We start from the raw sequence: 16600 nt of genomic DNA, 5'->3' as shown, positions 1-16600 counted from the left end.
CTCTCTGTGAGATCGAGCTGTGAACCGAGCTCTGTGAAAACGGTGGTAACGCCCTCATTGTAGGCGATCAGCGGCCTCTTCGCCGGTACGAACGGCTTGCGCCGACCACCAGGCAGCGCCGAGCAGCGGTGCGTCGAGTGCACGCTCCGCGACGCGCGGCTCGGCGTCCGAGCTCGTCCGCAAACCCCTGCGCAGCGGTTCTTCCACGAGGTCCCACGACGCGGCGATGGAACCGCCGACGATGAGCACTGTCGCCGCGAACTTCTCCAGCCACGGCGCCATCGTCACACCCAGCGAGTGGAAGGCATCGACCAGCACGAACCGTGCGTGTTCGTCGCCGCGGCGCGCACGATCGGCAATGCCGCGCACGTCCGGCGCGGGGCCCGTGTCACCGGCCGTCGCCCGGAGGTAGGCAGTGCGAATTCCCCGTCGCGACACGGTTTCCTCGAGCGGCCTGCCCCGGTGCCGTAGAAGGTAGGCGCTGCCCTCCGGAGGTACCAGCGGCCCCTCGTTCACCGGAACGCCGCCGTCGAGGAACGCCGAACCGACCCCGCTGCGCAGGGTGAGGCAGACCGCGCGCCGGTGCCCGGCAGCCGCTCCGGCCAGGTACTCGCCGATGCCGAACGCGTCCGCGTCGTTGAGGAACCGCAGTCCGGCGGGCGCCCGCCGCATCCGCCGCGCCAGCTCCGCCCCGAGGTCCATGCCGTAGAGCGTGTCGAACTTGCCGACGTCCCGGAACAAGCCGATTCCGCGCGCGTAGTCGAACGGGCCCGGCACGGCAACCCCCCACCGCGCCGCCGCCGGCGCGCCGACCATGGCCGCGGCCGCGCCGATGCAGTCGAGGATCTCCACCGCGCTGCCGTGCGTGGACAGCGGCAGCCGTACCGTCTTGCCCACCGGCGCACGGCCGGCCAGATCCACCAGCGCGGCGGTCACGTGCGTACCGCCGACTTCCAGCACCGGCACCGGTTCCGTTTCACGCATCCGCCGACCTGCCTGTCTCACCGCATCGCGGTGAACGTACCGGAACGCAGTGCGCTTTCGATCTCCTCCAGGCTGCGCCCGCGGGTTTCCGGCACGAACCGGAAGACGAACAGGAACGCGGCGGCGTTGACCACCGCGAACAGCCAGAACGTGCCGGTGGTGCCGAGCGCGCTGGTGAGCGAGAGCGTGGTGAGGCTGACCAGGAGGTCGAAGAACCACACCGTGAAGCCGGACACCGCGACCGCGACCGAACGGACCCCCAGCGGGTACATCTCCGGTCCGGCCAGCCACACGACCACCGAGAGGCTGCCGCCGTTGCAGGCGACGTAGCCGAGCACGCCGAGGATCACGAGCCACCGGCCGGCCCCCTGCGGGGCGGGCTCGGTCATCAGGACCACGGCGACGACAGCGAGGCTCAGCACCGCACCGGGGATCAGCACGAGCAGCAGCCGCCTGCGGCCGATCGCGTCCACCAGCCGGATTCCGAGGATCACCATGACGAGGTTGACCACGCCGACGCCGACCGTGGTGAGCATGGCCGCGGAACGGCCGAAGCCGGCGTCGCCGAGGATCGTCGGGGCGTAGTAGATGATCGCGTTGATCCCGGTGATCTGCGACGCGATCGCCAGCCCGAGACCGGCGACGAGAGCAGGGCGGAGCCACCGCGCGCGCAGTGTCCGCAGCCGGCGCTGGTCACCGGTGGCCGGGGTTTCGGCGAGCTGGCCCAGCTCCTCGTCCACGACCGCGGTGTCGGCACGGACGCGGAGCAGCACGGCCCGCGCCGCCGCGGTCTCGTGGTGGGTGAACAGCCACCGGGGGCTCTCCGGCAGCGCGAGCATTCCGGCCAGCAGCATGACCGCGGGCAGCGCGCCGAGACCGAACATCCACCGCCAGCTGCCGTCGAGCGCGTAGCCGGCGAGGTAGGCGAACAGGATCCCGACGGTGATGGCGAGCTGGAACATCACGACCAGACCGCCACGGCGGGCGGGAGGCGCGAGTTCGGCGACATACAACGGGACCGCCTGCGCGGCGAGCCCGACCGCGAAACCCAGTACCAGCCGGGCGATGCCGAGCGTCCACGCTTCCGGCGCGACAGCGGCGAGCACGGCGCCGATCGCGAACACCGCGCCTGCCACGATGATGGCCGGGCGGCGGCCGAGCCGGTCGGACAGTCGTCCCGAGGCGTACGCGCCGAGGATGGCCCCGACCACGATGGCGCTGGTGACCAGCTGCTGACCGGTCTCAGCCAGGTCGAACGCCCCGGCGATGGCCGGCAGCGCGCCGGAGATGATCCCGGTGTCATAACCGAAGAGCAGGCCGCCGAGGCTGCTGACGCCGGCGATGACGATGAGCGAACGGGACGGAGCGGCGCCGGGACGCGCGCGGGACGGTGCGGGCGAACGGTTCACGTGACTTCCCCTTCTCCTTCGGCCGCCGCGAGGCGCGGGCACTCCCGATCCCCGGTCAGCGGACCAGGGCTTTGACCACATGAACCGGCCGGGAGCCCAGGGGGCGGAGCCGGTAGGCACCCGTCGCGGCGGGGACCGTGAGCGTTTCCGCGAACACCAGGTCGTGACGCGCGCCGCCGGCGGTTTCGAGCAGCACCCCGTCCCCCGCGGAAACGTTGAGAACGTGGAACCGCCCGGCCGTGTCGTCCTCGGCCGATTCCTCGGCGTCCGCGTCCAGTACGAAACGCCGCACCTCGTAGAACATCTCCGCATTCGCGCCGAGGAGTTCTTCCCGCCAGCCCCGGCCGCCGCGAAGCGTTTCCGGGCTCTGGATCAGGTCGTCGACGACGGCGGTGCCCCGGCGTGCGTGCTCGAGGTTGGCGAACCCGTGCGCGTAGGGCAGCGGACGGGACCTCCCCTGCGCGTCCTTGCGCAGCCAGTCGTAGAACCGCAGCGAGTACAAGTAGGGCGTCGCACTGATCTCCAGCACGAGATTGCCGGCGCCGGAAGCGTGCGGGGTGCCCGCCGGGATGAGGTAGAGCTGTCCCGTTCGCGCGCGGTGGTGCTGCACGAAGCGCTCCACCTCCAGCTGCTCGCCGCGTTCGATCGCCACCTCGACCTGCTTGCGCATCAAGCCGAGGTCGGCGTCCTCCTGCAGGCCGAGATAGACGCGCGCACCGGCGCTTTCGGTGACGTAGTAGGACTCGTGCTGGGTGTAGGGCCAGCCGAAGTGGGCACGCATGTAGTCCGCGCGCGGGTGCAGATGCAGCGAGAGGTTGCCGCCGTCGACGGTGTCGAGGTAGTCGAACCGGATCGGGAACGAGGTGCCGAACTCCGCGTGCACCTCGGCGCCGAGCATCTCCACCGGGTACAGCACGCACAGCAGCTGGAACGGCAGCTCGACCTCGGCTTCCGCGTCGCTGCCGACCACCACCCCGGACTCGGGCGCGATCAGCTCGTAGCCGAGTGCGGTATTTCCCCGCTGCGGCGCGAAACCGAGTTCGCGCGCAGCCCACTGGCCGCCCCACGGCGTCGAATTGAAGTAGGGCCGGGTCCGTACCGGCTGCGTGGCGAGAGCCGCCAGTGTCACCCGCATCGCCGCGCCACTGAGCGACGCCGGGCTTTCCGGCTGCCGGGCGTCGAACCAGCGATCGACGTCCCCGGCGAGGCGGTCGCGGTGCGCGTCGAGCATCGGCCAGTCGGCGTAGAACAGCCGGCGCAGGTCGCCGGGTTCGCGGTGGCGGCCGAGGTTCACCCCCACCGGCAGCTCCCCCGCCGCGACCGCCGCTTCGGCATACCGCTTGGGCAGATCCGCGTACCACAGCACATCGTGGTCGACCAGCGCGGCGCCGGGCCCGCAGACCATCAGCACGCCCGCGGCGGGACGCGCGGGGCGCGGAAGCTCGCGGTACACGTCCGCGACGCTGTTGCGGGCGAGTTTCAGGTAGTACGGGTCGGTGCCGTCGTCGCCGGTGCGGGCGCGGACGGTGGACCAGTCCGCTTCGTACTCCCGCAGATCCAACGTCCGGTGCGCGATCCCTTCCGCGGCAAGGCTTTCCCGGAGACCGGCGAGCGCGGCCGGCCAGTCGAGCGCGGCCGGCCCGTCGACCGCCAGCACGACCGGCGTCCTGGGCAGCTCCCGCACGGCGGCGGCCCAGCCACGGGAAACGCTCCCGAACGCCGGGGAATAACGCGGATCGCGGTCGTAGCGGCGGGTCACGAAGCCTCCGTTGCAGCCGGACGGTGGGTAACGCGGTTGGTAACGTTAACAACGACGCGCTAACAATGACCCTGACCGGGCTCGCGCGTCAAGGGCCAGTACCCCGGCGCCGGAGAGTCGCCTCTTCTGTCACGCGGTAAGGAAGTTGCCGGATGGACCGTCTTGTCAACACTGTGCGTCGCTACGATTGGGGTTCGGTCACCGCGATTCCCGCGTTGCGCGGCCTGCCACCGGACGGACGGCCGCAGGCGGAGTTGTGGATCGGCGCCCACGCGAGTGCGTCGTCGAGGATCGACCGGGGCGACGGCCCGGTGTCGCTGTCCGCCGCGATCGAGGCGGACCCGGTGGCCGAACTCGGCACTCATGTCGTGCGTGGTTTCGGGCCACGGCTGCCGTTTCTGCTCAAGGTGCTCGCGGCGGATCGTCCACTCTCCCTGCAGGTGCACCCGAATCTCGAGCAGGCCGCCGCCGGTTTCGCGGACGAGGAACGGCGCGGGATCCCGATCGACGCGTCGCAGCGCACTTACCGGGACACCAATCACAAACCGGAACTGCTGTGCGCGCTGACGCCCTTCACCGGCCTGTGCGGCTTCCGCGCTCCGGCCGCGGCGGCGGATCTCCTGGCCGAGCTGGACATCGAGGCAGCACGGCGGCACGTCGAGCTCCTGCGCACCGAACCGGACGCGCTGGCCACCGTGCTGATCGCGTTCCTGACCCAGGAACGCGCCCGCACGGCGGAGCTGGTCGAGCTGGTGGCGCAGACGTTTTCCGCAGGGCCGCACCGGATTTACGCCGACCTCGCACGCAGGTTCCCCGGCGATCCCGGCGTGCTGGCCGCGCTCCTGCTGAACCCGGTGCGGTTGCGGCCCGGCGAAGCGCTCTACCTGGAGCCGGGCGTGCCGCACGCCTACGTGTCCGGCTTGGGAGTGGAAGTGATGGCCAATTCGGACAACGTGCTGCGGTGCGGCCTGACCGGCAAGCACATCGATGTACCCGGACTGCTGAACGTGGTCCGCTTCGAGCCGAAGGAACCGCGGCTCGTGCGTCCCATCGAGGTCGACGACGAGGAGGTCTACCCCAGTCCGGCGAAGGACTTCCGGCTGTCCCGTCGCGTGCTGAACGGAGAGACGCGGACGATCCGCGGCGCCGGCCCGCGAATTCTGCTGTGCACGCACGGCCGGGTCGTCGTACGGCTGCACACGGAGACAGTGGCGCTGACCAGCGGGGAGTCGGTGTTCGTACCGGCGCGCGAGCACGGCGAAGCCGTCGTGCACGGGACCGGCACGCTCTTCAGCGCGACTGTCGGCGAGTGAGAACCGACCCTTGCACAACCGGACGTTATCGTTAACAATCGCTCCCGGCGGGAGGCGGGCTGCGTTGCGACAGCTGCCGAGGCGAACCGCGAAAGCGGTGCCTTCCGTGACAGGGTTGTCCGGAACGGAGCCGAAGGAGGCTCTTGGATGCAGTCACACGCAGCTGGAAAACGCCGTTCGCGGTGGTGGTTCGTCTACGCGCTCGTCGCAGTGGTGGTCACGGCGTCGGTGCCGGCGGTCAGCGAGGCCGGTACCAGCGGAACAGGCGCAGCCGCCTCCGGCGGATACACCCAGCCGTCGGTCTTCGCCATCGGCGCGGCGGACCGGTCCGACGCGGAACTGGCATTGGCGCCGGGCGACTTCCAGAAGTACGCGTCGGCTTTCCCCCACGACGTGGACTACACCGTGGGCCACAGCACGCCTGAGAAGGACTGGTCCTATGTGCAGCCCGGCCCGGCCGACGCCTGGGCGGGCGGCAAGGACCACACGGCCACCATCCACTATGGACTGGAAAACGGGAACGCCGGCGATCTGCTCCTCCAGGTCGACTACGTGGACACGCACGACACGGACCCGCCCACCATCGAGGTTCTGTCCAACGGGCGCCCGGTCGAGTCGGTGACATTGCCGGCGGGTGGTGGTGCCGGCGCGTACGGCGTCGGCTACTTCGAAGGCACCGTCGGCTATTCCGACCAACCGCACGAGATCGGTGTCCTGATTCCGAAGGACACGCTGAACGCCGGGCAGAACAGCATTTCCCTGCGCACCACCGCGGGTTCCTGGGCTGCCTACGACTCGGTGCGGCTCGTGCCGGCTCCGGCGAAGCCCGGCGCGGTGCGGGTCCTGTCGATGACGCCCACAGTGCTGTTCAAATCCGTCGGCGGGCAGGATCGCCAGCTCGTGGACGTGGCCGTCGACAACACCGCGGACACCGGTCCTGCCGTCGTCAGCTCCACGCTCGGCGAGGCGACTTCCGAGACCAAGATCGCCTCGCTGCCCAAGGGACGGTCGACGCAGCGGATCGAGGTGCCTCCGGCGCCTTCGCTCGCCGCGGCGAAGCTCGAGGTCACTCCGTCGCTCACCGGGCAGCCGGCCGGCACGTACCCGATGAGCCTGCCCTACCAGCGGCGCTGGACCTTCGAGATCCTCCACGGCAACCACCTGGACATCGGCTACCACTACGACCAGGCGACCACCCGTCAGCTCAGCGACGCCTATCTCGACCAGGCGGTGTCCCAATGCCAGGCCACCGCGCACCGTCCGGACGCGGAGCGGTTCCGCTGGACCAACGAGCAGGCGTGGATGCTGGACTCCTACGTGCAGGACCGCCCGGCCGACAAGGTCGCCGCGCTGGGCAAGTGCGTCGCCTCCGGGCAGATCGAGAACACCGCGGGGTACGACAACAACCTGGGTGACCTGTCGAGCACCGAGCAGCTGATCCGTTCCCAGAACAAGGGAGTCCGGACGTTCGCGGAGAAGTTCGGTGTGCCGGCGACCACCGCGATGCAGGAGGACATCGCGGGCGTGACCGCGCAGAAGATCCAGACGCTCGCGAAGGACGGGGTGAAGCTGCTGGTCAACGGGACCAATCCGGACCACACCGGACGCTGGACGGAACCGGCGAGCGACCAGAACTCGCCGGCGTTGTTCCACTGGAAGGCCCCGGACGGCAGCAAGGTCCTGACCTTCTTCGGCGCCAACTCCTACAACGAGGGATACGGTCTCGACGAGGCCTTCAAATGCACCATGGCGCCGTGGCCGACCGATGACCCGACCGACCCGTGCGGCATCACGCCGGAACTGCCCTACCACCCGGTGGAGGCACCCTCGTCCGCCACGGTCGCGACCCTCGCCGGCAAGATGGCCGACGGGCTCGTCAACCGCGCCCCGGGGCTGCAGGTCAGCAGGTACCCGCAGTCGGTGTACCCGTTGATGTTTTTCCAGGACACGACACCGCCGATGAACGGCATCTCGGACGTGATCCACGCCTACAGCCAGCAGTACAGCTGGCCGAAGCTGAAGATGTCGACGCCGTCGCGCTACCTCGCCGACGCCACCACCCCGCACGGCGAGGTCTCCGAGTCCGGGTACTCCCCCGACCCGACCTCCCAGGACGTCGGGCAGTTGCCGGTCAAGCACGGCGACTACCCCGACTGGTGGTCCGACGGCGCGGGATCCTCGGCCGCCGAAACCGCCGAGACGACGCGAGCGCAGTCCCGTATCACGGCCGCGGAAACGCTGGGCACGCTCGGCTCGGACCCGGACCTGCAACGTGTCGTCGACTCCGCCGACCGGGAGGCTGAACTCTATACCGAGCACACCTGGGCGAGTCCGGACCTGCAGGCCGACGATCCACAATGGGCGGTGAAGAAAGCCCACGCGGACAAGGCTTCCCGGCTCAGTACCGAGGCCATGGACTCGGCCACCCGCTCGCTGGGCGGGAAGATCGCGAATCCTTCCGGCAGTCCGGGACTTGCCGTGTTCAACCCGGTGTCGGTGGTACGCAGTGACGTCGTGACCGCGACGGTGCCGGACGGCTGGTCCGGTCAGCTCGTCGATGTCGCCACGGATGCGGCCACGCCCTACGAACCGGCCGGCAAGGGAAAGATCCGGTTCGTCGCGGCGAAGGTGCCCTCCGACGGCTACCGGACCTACGAGTTGCGGGCCGGCGCGAACCAGGCGAGCAAGCCGGATCCGGCGTTGCACTGGGACGCCCGAACCGGGACGCTGGAGAACCAGTACTACCGGGTGACCCTGTCGACCAGCACCGGTGCGGTGACTTCGGTGTACGACAAGCAAGCCCATCGTCAGCTCGTCGACTCCCGGTCGGAGTTCGCGCTGAACCAGTACGTGTACCGGCCGAATCCGAAGCGCGACGGCCACACCACGCCGGAGAAGCAGTGGTCCCCGAAGAGCGCGACGGTCTCCGTGCAGTCACAGGGCCCGGTCAGCGTCAGCCTCAAGGTCGCGTATCCCGACACCCCCGGCGGCAAGGACCCGCACGGCGCGGCAACCGGCGTCGAGTCGGCGGCGGCCACGCTCACCCTGTACGCGAACACGAAACGGCTGGACATCACCGACGACATCGACAAGACCTGGGTGACCACACCGGAGGAGGGCTACTTCGCCTTCCCGTTCGAGGTGCGCAAACCCACGGTGACCTACGAGGCTCCCGGTACGCCGGTGACGCTGGGCTCGGGTCAGATGCCCGGATCCGCAATGGACTGGCAGGGCGTGCGCGGCTATGCGGACGTGTCGAACCACCAGTCCGGGGTGACGCTGTCCAGTCAGGACGCTCCGCTCATGGAGTTCGGGCACATCCGCACCATGGAACTGCAACCCCGGCCCGGCCGCCTCGACCGGTCCGGCCCCGACCCGGCAGCGCCGCTGCCGGACAACGGTTCGGCGTTCTCCTACGCCTTCAACAGCATCTGGAACACGAACTACCGGCAGGCGCAGTCCGGGCCGATCAGCTACCACTACTCGATCACCAGCCACGACGGCGCGTTCGAGCCGGTGGCCGCGACCGGCTACGGCCGGAGTGTCCGGACACCCCTCGAATCAGCGGCGCTCTCCCCCTCGCAGGAGGGTGCTTTCGCAGCCGGGGCACAGTCGCTCGTGTCAGTGGACGCGCAGAACGTCTTCGTACAGACCGTGAAACAGGCGTACGCCGACGCGAGCTCGCCTGCTCTGCCACTGACGGTGCGACTACTCGAAGTCACCGGAAAGGGAGGAACCGTAAAACTGCGGCTGCCGTTCAAGACAGCGGAGGCCCAACTGGAGACCCCGTCCGAATCCCCGACCGGGAAACGGCTGCAGGTAACGGAATCCGGCACCGGTTCGGAGGTCACTGTTCCGGTGGATGCGCACGGTATCGTGACCGTCGGGCTGAAACCGTCCGCAGGTTGGTGTGCGGTACTCGGTGACACGTATTCCAGGTCTGCCGACCTTTCGGGAGCGGTCAGGGCGTCCAGGTGTACGCGGGAGTGATCGAGCGCTCGCCGGGCCGCAGCGCCGGTGCGGCCCGGCGGCGCGCAGCAGGTCGACGACGGCGGCGCGGTGCACCGTGACCCGCTGACCGAAGCCGCCGAAGCACATCGCCTCCTGGAGAGTGGTTCCTCCACGGGCAAGCTCATTCTCAAGCCCTGAGCGCGGCGGCCGCTGTTTCGAGCGCGAATCACTTCACTGGTGCGAGGGGAAACCGGTGGTCCAGCCAATGGACGATTTCCTCGGCAGCGAGCTGGTTGCCGGTCGGTTCGCCTTCCGCGATCGCGCCGCCGAAGTGCAGGCCGCGCACGGTCGCCACGGTGCGGTCCTCCGCGCCGAGCGCCTCGGCCATGCGCCGGCTGTCGGCGGGGAACGCGGCTTGGTCGCCGGTGAGTTCGAGAAACAGCGTCGGTGCCGTGACACCCGGTGCGCACCGGGCGAAATCGGCGTTCGAGCTGAGTCCGGACCAGGTGGACAGCCAGGCTTCCGGAGTGCTCAACCGGCCGAAGCCGACCTGGCCGTAGTCGATGAGATCCGGGCGTTTGCCGAACAGCGAGCCATAGGGCCGCTCACTCGGGTCCAGTGAAAGGTCGACGCAGCGCGGATCGGCGTCGGTGCGGAAGACGGTGATGATCTTCGGCGCGAGGCTGCGCCGCCGGTCGGCCGCCGCGCCGGACTTCTTGAACGCCGCGCGGGCTTCCACGGTGCGGGCCAGTGCTTCGCGGGCCACCGCATCGATCCGGGCGACCCGGGCACGCTGCGCGGCGCGGTAGCGCTGCAGGAAATCCTCGGTATACCGCGAACTTCCGGGAGGTTCCACGAAGCCGTTGGCCGGGCTCCACGGATCCAGCTCCGGCACGACCGAAAGCGGATCGCCCTCGTCGGCCACCGAAGGGTCGATGCACGCCAGCAACAGCTTTCCCTGCCCGGGATGCGGGGCGAGGAACACCGCACCGTCCGGCACCGGCATGGTGGCCTCGGCGAGCCCGACCGGGCGACCGCCCGGCGTGACCGCGATCCGCTCGGCCGCCGGAAGCGCGGCCTGTTCGGCGTAGAACGCGAACAGCGTCCCGCCACCGGAGTGGCCCAGCACGACCACCTGCTCGAAACCCTTGTCACGCAAGAAAACCTGCCCCGCTGCGACGTCCAGAAGGGCCTGTTCGTGGAGCAGGTTCAGGTCGTTGTTCACCGAGCGGGTGTGCTGGGTCCACACCGCGGCGCCGGCCCGCAGCAGCAAAGGCACCAGCGGATGGTGCGACAGGTCCTGCCGCGGGTGCATCAGGCACACCACGGTTCGCGCACCCGGGACCGTGGCGAGGACACCCCGCACCGTCGCACCGTCCGATGTGGTCAGTTCGTGTACCGAAGTGACCGTGGCGCCGGGGCGTTCCCCGGCGCTCAGGTAGCGGCCCTCGCCCAGGCGGGCCGGCGCGGTCATCCGCGCTCCACGCGCAGTGCGTCCTTGTCGTGCTGGGTGATCCGGGAATCGCGGGACACTCCGGCAACGCACGAGTACCAGACGGCGTGCCGGCAGCCGGTGGCCCGCCGGTCGATCACGATCGGGCCGTCGGAGCTGATCGTGAAGTACGGCCCGAGCTGCCCGACCGTGACCACCGGGTCCTGGCCGGCGACCTTCGCCACCGCGGTGTTCTCCGGGACGTCGAGGACGTAGAGCACGGTCATCGGCCGGCCTCCGACGGCGCCGCCGCCCAGTCCGCGGCCCGTTCCACGATCAGCTCCGCCTTGCGCGCCAGCAGTTTCCCGAAGGACGGCTCCGGCTCGCCGACGACGTCCAGCAGCGCGTCGATGGTGAGGTTCGCGTCGAGGTCCTCCTGCGGGGTGACCGGCCGCATCGCCCGGGTGATCTCGAACATGTACCCGTTCGGATCGTGGGTGTAGATGGATTCGATGGTCTCGTGCTGGATCTGCATCTCCACCGGCCAGTCGCTCGCGTCGAGCCGGCGCCGGTACTCCAGCAGGTCTTCCTCGTTGTCGACGTGGATCGCGAGGTGCCGCGAGCGCACGAAGAAGTCGGGCACGTCGGCGCCGAACCGCGCGTACACGTCGCCCTTCACGCCCTCCGCGCCGCCGACATCGGGTGCGGTGCCGAAGTAGTAGAAGAACGCGATCCGGTCGTCGTTGCCGATGTCGAAGAAGAAGTGGATGAAGTCCGGGTGATCCTCGGGTCCCCAGCCCGCCGCGCAGATCGAGTGGACGACCGGGAAGCCGAGGACGTCCCGGTAGAACCGGACGGTCCCGGCCGGGTCGAAGGTCGGGAAGGCGACGTGGTCGACGCCCTGTACACGGTGCTCGAGCTCAGTCACTTGCTACCTCCAGGAGCGGTCTGGTGATCCGCCCTCGACCATACGCGCGAATTTACGGTTGAGTCTATAGTTTGACTGGTGAGACGAAACGCACGGCAGACCGGTACCCGGCCGGGCGGCGCCGGGGGCGGTTACTGGTCCAGCAGGCGTTCCAGGTGGTCGAGGTCTTGGCGCAGCAGCTTGAGCGCGGCGGCGGGGCTGTCGTCGTCCACGGCCTGGCGGTCGGGCCGCTGCAACGCGAACACCGCCATATCGGCGAGCTGAGCGGTCACGCTCTCGGCGGTGTCCCGTCCACCCGGATGGAACCACCAGGCCACCCAGTTGCACATGCCGAGCACCCCGAGCGCCGCGACGCGCGCGTCGACCGGCCGGAACCGGCCTGCCCGCACGCCGCCGTCGATCACTCCGGCAACGGCCTTCAGCACCGCGCGACGACCCTGGTCGTAGGCCTCGGTCAGCTCCTCGGGCAGCTCCGCCTCGGAACGGATCAGCAGCCGGAACCGCTCGGGCTGGCGCGCCTGGCGCCCGGCGAGCACCGCCACCATCGCGCGCAGCGTCTCGACCGGATCGAGACCGCGCGCGGACACCGCGGTCAGCTCGTCGAGCGGCCCGCTGGTCACCTCGGCGACCAGCTTGGCCAGCAGCTCGTCCTTGCTTTTGACGTAGTAGTAGAGCGCCGGCCGGGTCATCCCGATCGCGTCCGCGATGTCCTGCAGGCTGGTACCGGCGAACCCGCGTTCGGCGAACAGCCGGGTGGCGTGTTCGTACAGCTCGTTCTCCACCAGCTCCCGGCGCGCGGTGCTCGCCGTGCTGCGCTTGCGTCCGGACCCGTTGCCGCTCATGTGCTGATCGTAGGGCTCACCGCGGCCCCGCGAGCAGTCGTCCGGCACCGGGCAGCACGGGGTCGAGCCCGAGCCCGGTGAGCAGGGCGTAGGCCCCCGCGGTGGCCGCGGAGAGCACCGGAAGCCCGAACTCCTCCTCCGCCGGCCCGACCAGCTCCAGCGACGGCATCTGCACGCACGCCGAGATGACCAGCGCGTCCGCGGACGAAAGGTCGAGACCCCGGGCGGCCGCCATGACCCGGTCCCCGGGGATGCACCCGACCTCGGTGTTGTCGCCGACTTCCAGTGCGGCCCAGTCGACGACGGTGAATCCTTCGGACTCCAGGTAGCCGACGACCTGTTCGGCGAGTGGCCGCAAGTACGGCGTGACCAGCGCGATCCGGGAGGCGCCGAGCGCCTCCAGGCCGTCGACTAGCGCACCCGCGCTGGACAGCACCGCGGTCTCCGGAAGCTGTCCGCGGACTTCGTGTTCGACCCGCTGGTGCTCGCCCGGCCCCTGGGCCATCAGTGCGACGAGGCAGGCGTACAGCAGCGCGTCGACGTGCGCGTCGGCCAGCTCGCCGACACACCGTTCGCGCTGGGCGTTCATCGCCTTCAGTTCCTCGGGCGACACCTGGTGCATCCGCATCCGGCTGCTGTGGAAGGAAAACCGTTCGGGACGGCGGGCGAGCAGCGCCGGGATCTCGGTTTCCACGGTGACATTGGAGCTGGGCACGATCAGGCCGATCCGGTGGGTCATCCGGCACTCACTTTCCGGGCGATGTCGGCCGTCAGGCTCTTCTTGTCCGCCTTGCCGACCAGGGTGCGGGGAATCTGCGAAAGGTGCTCGACACGTTCGGGCCACTTGAATTTCGCGACCTCGAGCGCGGCAAAGTGCTGCTGGATCTCCGGCAGCGTCAGCTCGGGACCGTCCACGACGAGGTAGGCGCAGGCCCGTTCACCGAGCCGCGGGTCCGGCATCGGAACGACGGCGGCGCCGGTGATTCGCGGGTGGCGCAGTAGCAGCAGCTCGATCTCCTCGGCGTTGACCTTCTCGCCACCGCGGTTGATCAGGTCCTTGATCCGGCCTTCGATGGACACGTACCGCGCGCCCTCGATCTCCACGAGAGCGGCGAGGTCGCCGGTGCGGTAGAAGCCGTCCGAGGTGAAGGCCCTGGCGTTGTGCTCGGCCGCGTCGAAGTAGCCGCGCAGCGTGTAGGGACCACGGGCGCACAGTTCGCCCACTTCTCCCGGCGGCACTTCGGTTTCCGTGCCGGGCTCCAGGATGCGTACCTCGTCGAGCGCGGACAGCGGAGTGCCGACCGTGGTGAGCCGCGCGTCGCGCGGCGCTCCCGGCCTGGTCGTGAGGAAAAGCCCTTCACCCATCCCGAAAAGCTGCCCCGACCAGAACCCGCGGGACTCCAGTGTGTCGAACAGCGACGGCGGAACCTTGCTGCCGGACAAGACGATCTGCGTGACCGCCTCGGTGGCCGCGGCGAAGCCGGGATGGTCGGCGGCGCGGTAGTGGCCGTGCCCGAGCAGCACGTGCGTCACGGCTTCCCGCGCCATCAGCGGCAACGATTCGTCGAGGTCCGGCACGCCCAGCACGAGACAGGCCCCCACGCTGTGCGGACCGTGCACCGCGCAGACGACGCCCGCGTTGTGGATGATCGGGATCAGGTGGGCCACCCGGGTTTCCGCCGTCCATCCCCAGGAACGTGCGTATTCGGCGGCGTTGTACCAGTATTCGGCGTGCAGCCGCGGGATGACCTTGGGCACGCCGGTGGTGCCGCCGGAAAGCTGGTGCACCGCGACGCCGTCCGGATCGAGGCCGGCTTGGATCCGCTCGACCAGGGCGCGGGCCACCTCCGGGCTCGTCCCGGATTCGAGGTCCTGGACGGAAATGCCCCGTGGATCGGTCCCCAGTACGAGAACGTGCCGCAGGCTCGGGTGGCCACGGCGCTGCTGCTCGGCGAATCCGACGAGGTCGAACCCGGGCAGCCCGGCCTCGACCAGATGCGCCACCGCGCCGACCCGCCTGCTGATCTCGCCGATCTCGTGCCCGCGGTGCGCGGCGAGCGTGGCGACCGGGACGAGCCCCGCCTTCAGCACGCCGTACCACGCGACCACCGCGGCGAGCCGGTTCCCGACCTGGAACAGCACCGGATCACCGGGACGCAGCCCCAGCCCGGCGAGGCCGGCGGCGAGCAGGTCGGTGCGCTCGTCCAGCTCGGCGAAGGTGAGCCGCCCGTCCAGCGCGACGACCGCGTCCCGCTCCGGATGCGCCCGCGCGACCCGGTGGAACGCCGTGGCGATGGTTTCGGTCCCCCACAGCCCGGCTTCGCGGTAGCGCCGGATCGCCGCGGCGGGATAGGGAACGGTACTCATGCGACCTCCTCGGTCATCCGCACCAGATCGGTGCGGCCGCTGACCAGACCGGCGGCCAGGTCGTCCCGCAGTCCGGCCGGCGCCTCGACCGCGGTCAGCGCCCCGGTCTCCAGCCGGATCCGTTCGGCCACGTCGAGCCGGGTGAGCACAGCTTCGCGCACCGGTGGACCGGTGACCAGGACACCGCCGGCCGCTCGGCCACGGCCCACGAGTGCGTCGGCCTCCGCCGACCACGGGTCGCGAAGGTCGACGTGCAGCCGCTCGAGTTCCGGGACGGTGACTCGGTTCGGGAAGACGCGCCCGCCGTGCGTCAGCGGACGGTCGAGCACCCATTCGACGAGGTCCCCCTCAGGCGGCTGCCCGCCGTACTGGCGAAGGGCAGTGCCCACGGCGTCGGGGCTGGTGCGGGCGAAGCGGTCCAGCGAGACGTTGCCCGCCCGCGACATGTAGGCCACGATCAGGCGCTCCACCGGCAGCCCGATCCGCGACGGGAACGATTCCCACCACAGCTGGCTGCGCCGGGCCAGCTCCTGCATCCGCTCGACCGCCGGACGCCGGGAGCGCTCGTACCGCGCGAACGCGGTGGCCGCGTCGGGTGCCTCGCGCAGCGCGTCGACCAGCCCGATGGCGTCCTCCATCGCCAGTTTCGTCCCCGAGCCGATCGAGAAGTGCGCGGTGTGCGCGGCATCGCCCAGCAGCACGACGTTCCCCGCGGACCAGCGGTCGCACCGGACCGTCCGGAAGCGCTGCCACCGCGTCCGGTTGCCGATCAGCGGATGGCCGTGCAGCTGTTCGGAGAAGATCTTCTCCAGGTACCGCAAGGAAATCTCGTCCGACGCACCGGAAGGGATGCCGGGCTGCTCCAGCGCGGTCGTCGTCGCGTCGAATCCGGCGCGCCGCCACGTCCGCTCGTCGGTCTCGATCAGGAAGGTCGAACGGCCACCGGAGTACGGGTAGGCGTGGGTGACGAAGGTGCCGAACTCGGTCCGCACCGGCGCGAAAACCGCGTCCGGCAGGGCGAAACCCGCACCACACCACAGGTAGAGCCCGGCCCCGGTCTCGATCCGGGTGCCGAATCCGCCGCCTTCGCGGGTCGCGCTGCTGACCCCGTCGGCCGCGATCACCAGCTCGGCGTCCAGCTCGCCCGCCGTGTGCCGGGTCCCGAATTCCAGCTGTACACCGGCTTTTTCCGCGTGCCGCTGCAGGATCGCCAGCAGTTCGGTGCGGGCCACGCCGACGAGGTGGTCGTTGCGTACCCGCACCAGCTGGTCGCCGACCTGCATCGTCATGTCGTGCCGCGCGCCGGCGGTGACCAGGTCACGCAACGTGTCCGGGTCCGCCCGTTCCAGATTGCGCTGGGTACCCGCGGCCAAGCCGACGCCGAACCCGAACGTGGTGTCCGGGTCCCCCTGTTCGTACACGCGGATGTCGCTGGCGGGAAACGCGAGTTTGAGCAGGCGGGCGGCGTAGAGCCCGCCTGGGCCGCCGCCCAGCACCGCGACCCGTCGTGGCTGCATCACGGACCTCCGAAGAAGATGAATTTACACGAACGTCGACTATTCGACGATACGGACAGCGCGAAGTCAAGGTTGACTCTCTTCACATGTGTTGAATA

At 69.9% G+C, this 16600-nt stretch carries 13 protein-coding genes; 3 read left to right on the top strand and 10 right to left on the bottom strand.

Features of this window, described 5'->3' with window-relative positions; translation table 11 throughout:
* Positions 1-54: 54 nt before the first annotated feature.
* Genes BJY18_RS30850 through BJY18_RS30840 form a run of 3 tightly spaced genes read right to left on the bottom strand, consistent with a single transcriptional unit; the run spans position 55 to position 4152 of the window.
* Positions 55-984: an ROK family protein gene (locus tag BJY18_RS30850; protein ID WP_184783398.1), complete on the bottom strand. Its 930-nt coding sequence runs from the start codon at positions 982-984 to the stop codon at positions 55-57.
* A gap of 17 nt (positions 985-1001) precedes the next feature.
* On the bottom strand, positions 1002-2393 hold the full coding sequence (locus tag BJY18_RS30845) for a sugar porter family MFS transporter (RefSeq protein WP_221458032.1): 1392 nt from the start codon (positions 2391-2393) through the stop codon (positions 1002-1004).
* Positions 2394-2448: 55 nt separating this feature from the next.
* Positions 2449-4152 carry a class I mannose-6-phosphate isomerase gene (locus BJY18_RS30840; RefSeq protein ID WP_184783396.1) on the bottom strand — a complete coding sequence of 568 codons (1704 nt, stop codon included), beginning with the start codon at positions 4150-4152 and terminating at the stop codon, positions 2449-2451.
* A 152-nt stretch (positions 4153-4304) separates the two neighbouring features.
* Here BJY18_RS30840 and manA point away from each other — a divergent pair, with 152 nt between their 5' ends.
* From manA to BJY18_RS38140, 3 genes are all read left to right on the top strand, one after another.
* Positions 4305-5465: a mannose-6-phosphate isomerase, class I gene (gene manA / locus BJY18_RS30835; RefSeq protein ID WP_184783395.1), complete on the top strand. Its 1161-nt coding sequence runs from the start codon at positions 4305-4307 to the stop codon at positions 5463-5465.
* Positions 5466-5612: 147 nt separating this feature from the next.
* Positions 5613-9455, top strand: a complete 3843-nt coding sequence (locus BJY18_RS30830) for a glycoside hydrolase family 38 N-terminal domain-containing protein (RefSeq protein WP_184783394.1) — start codon at positions 5613-5615, stop codon at positions 9453-9455.
* Positions 9456-9482: 27 nt separating this feature from the next.
* On the top strand, positions 9483-9614 hold the full coding sequence (locus BJY18_RS38140) for a zinc-binding dehydrogenase (protein ID WP_184783393.1): 132 nt from the start codon (positions 9483-9485) through the stop codon (positions 9612-9614).
* Positions 9615-9642: 28 nt separating this feature from the next.
* Here the strand turns inward: BJY18_RS38140 and BJY18_RS30820 are convergent, their stop codons facing one another.
* The 7 genes from BJY18_RS30820 to BJY18_RS30790 all read right to left on the bottom strand — a co-directional run bounded on the left by BJY18_RS30820 (position 9643) and on the right by BJY18_RS30790 (position 16502).
* Complete coding sequence (locus BJY18_RS30820; RefSeq protein WP_184783392.1) at positions 9643-10890, bottom strand: alpha/beta fold hydrolase; 1248 nt, start codon at positions 10888-10890, stop codon at positions 9643-9645.
* Positions 10887-11135 carry a hypothetical protein gene (locus tag BJY18_RS30815; protein WP_184783391.1) on the bottom strand — a complete coding sequence of 83 codons (249 nt, stop codon included), beginning with the start codon at positions 11133-11135 and terminating at the stop codon, positions 10887-10889. The genes BJY18_RS30820 and BJY18_RS30815 overlap by 4 nt, the downstream gene beginning before the upstream one ends.
* Positions 11132-11776, bottom strand: a complete 645-nt coding sequence (locus BJY18_RS30810; protein WP_184783390.1) for a VOC family protein — start codon at positions 11774-11776, stop codon at positions 11132-11134. The genes BJY18_RS30815 and BJY18_RS30810 overlap by 4 nt, the downstream gene beginning before the upstream one ends.
* 131 nt (positions 11777-11907) lie before the next feature.
* Positions 11908-12618 (bottom strand): TetR/AcrR family transcriptional regulator, encoded by a 711-nt coding sequence (locus BJY18_RS30805; protein WP_184783389.1) that lies wholly within the window; start codon positions 12616-12618, stop codon positions 11908-11910.
* 16 nt (positions 12619-12634) lie between these two features.
* Entirely contained in the window at positions 12635-13357 is a 723-nt protein-coding gene (locus BJY18_RS30800) for a maleate cis-trans isomerase family protein (RefSeq protein ID WP_184783388.1), read from the bottom strand.
* Complete coding sequence (locus BJY18_RS30795; protein WP_184783387.1) at positions 13354-14985, bottom strand: (2,3-dihydroxybenzoyl)adenylate synthase; 1632 nt, start codon at positions 14983-14985, stop codon at positions 13354-13356. Before BJY18_RS30795 ends, BJY18_RS30800 begins: the two co-directional genes overlap by 4 nt.
* Positions 14982-16502, bottom strand: a complete 1521-nt coding sequence (locus tag BJY18_RS30790; RefSeq protein WP_184783386.1) for an FAD-dependent monooxygenase — start codon at positions 16500-16502, stop codon at positions 14982-14984. The genes BJY18_RS30795 and BJY18_RS30790 overlap by 4 nt, the downstream gene beginning before the upstream one ends.
* Positions 16503-16600: the final 98 nt, after the last annotated feature.

Source organism: Amycolatopsis jiangsuensis, from assembly GCF_014204865.1.
In the GTDB taxonomy this organism is placed as follows: Bacteria; Actinomycetota; Actinomycetes; order Mycobacteriales; family Pseudonocardiaceae; genus Amycolatopsis; species Amycolatopsis jiangsuensis.
The sequence above is the reverse complement of the archived record's forward strand: the minus strand, read 5'-3'. Positions and strand labels throughout refer to the sequence as shown.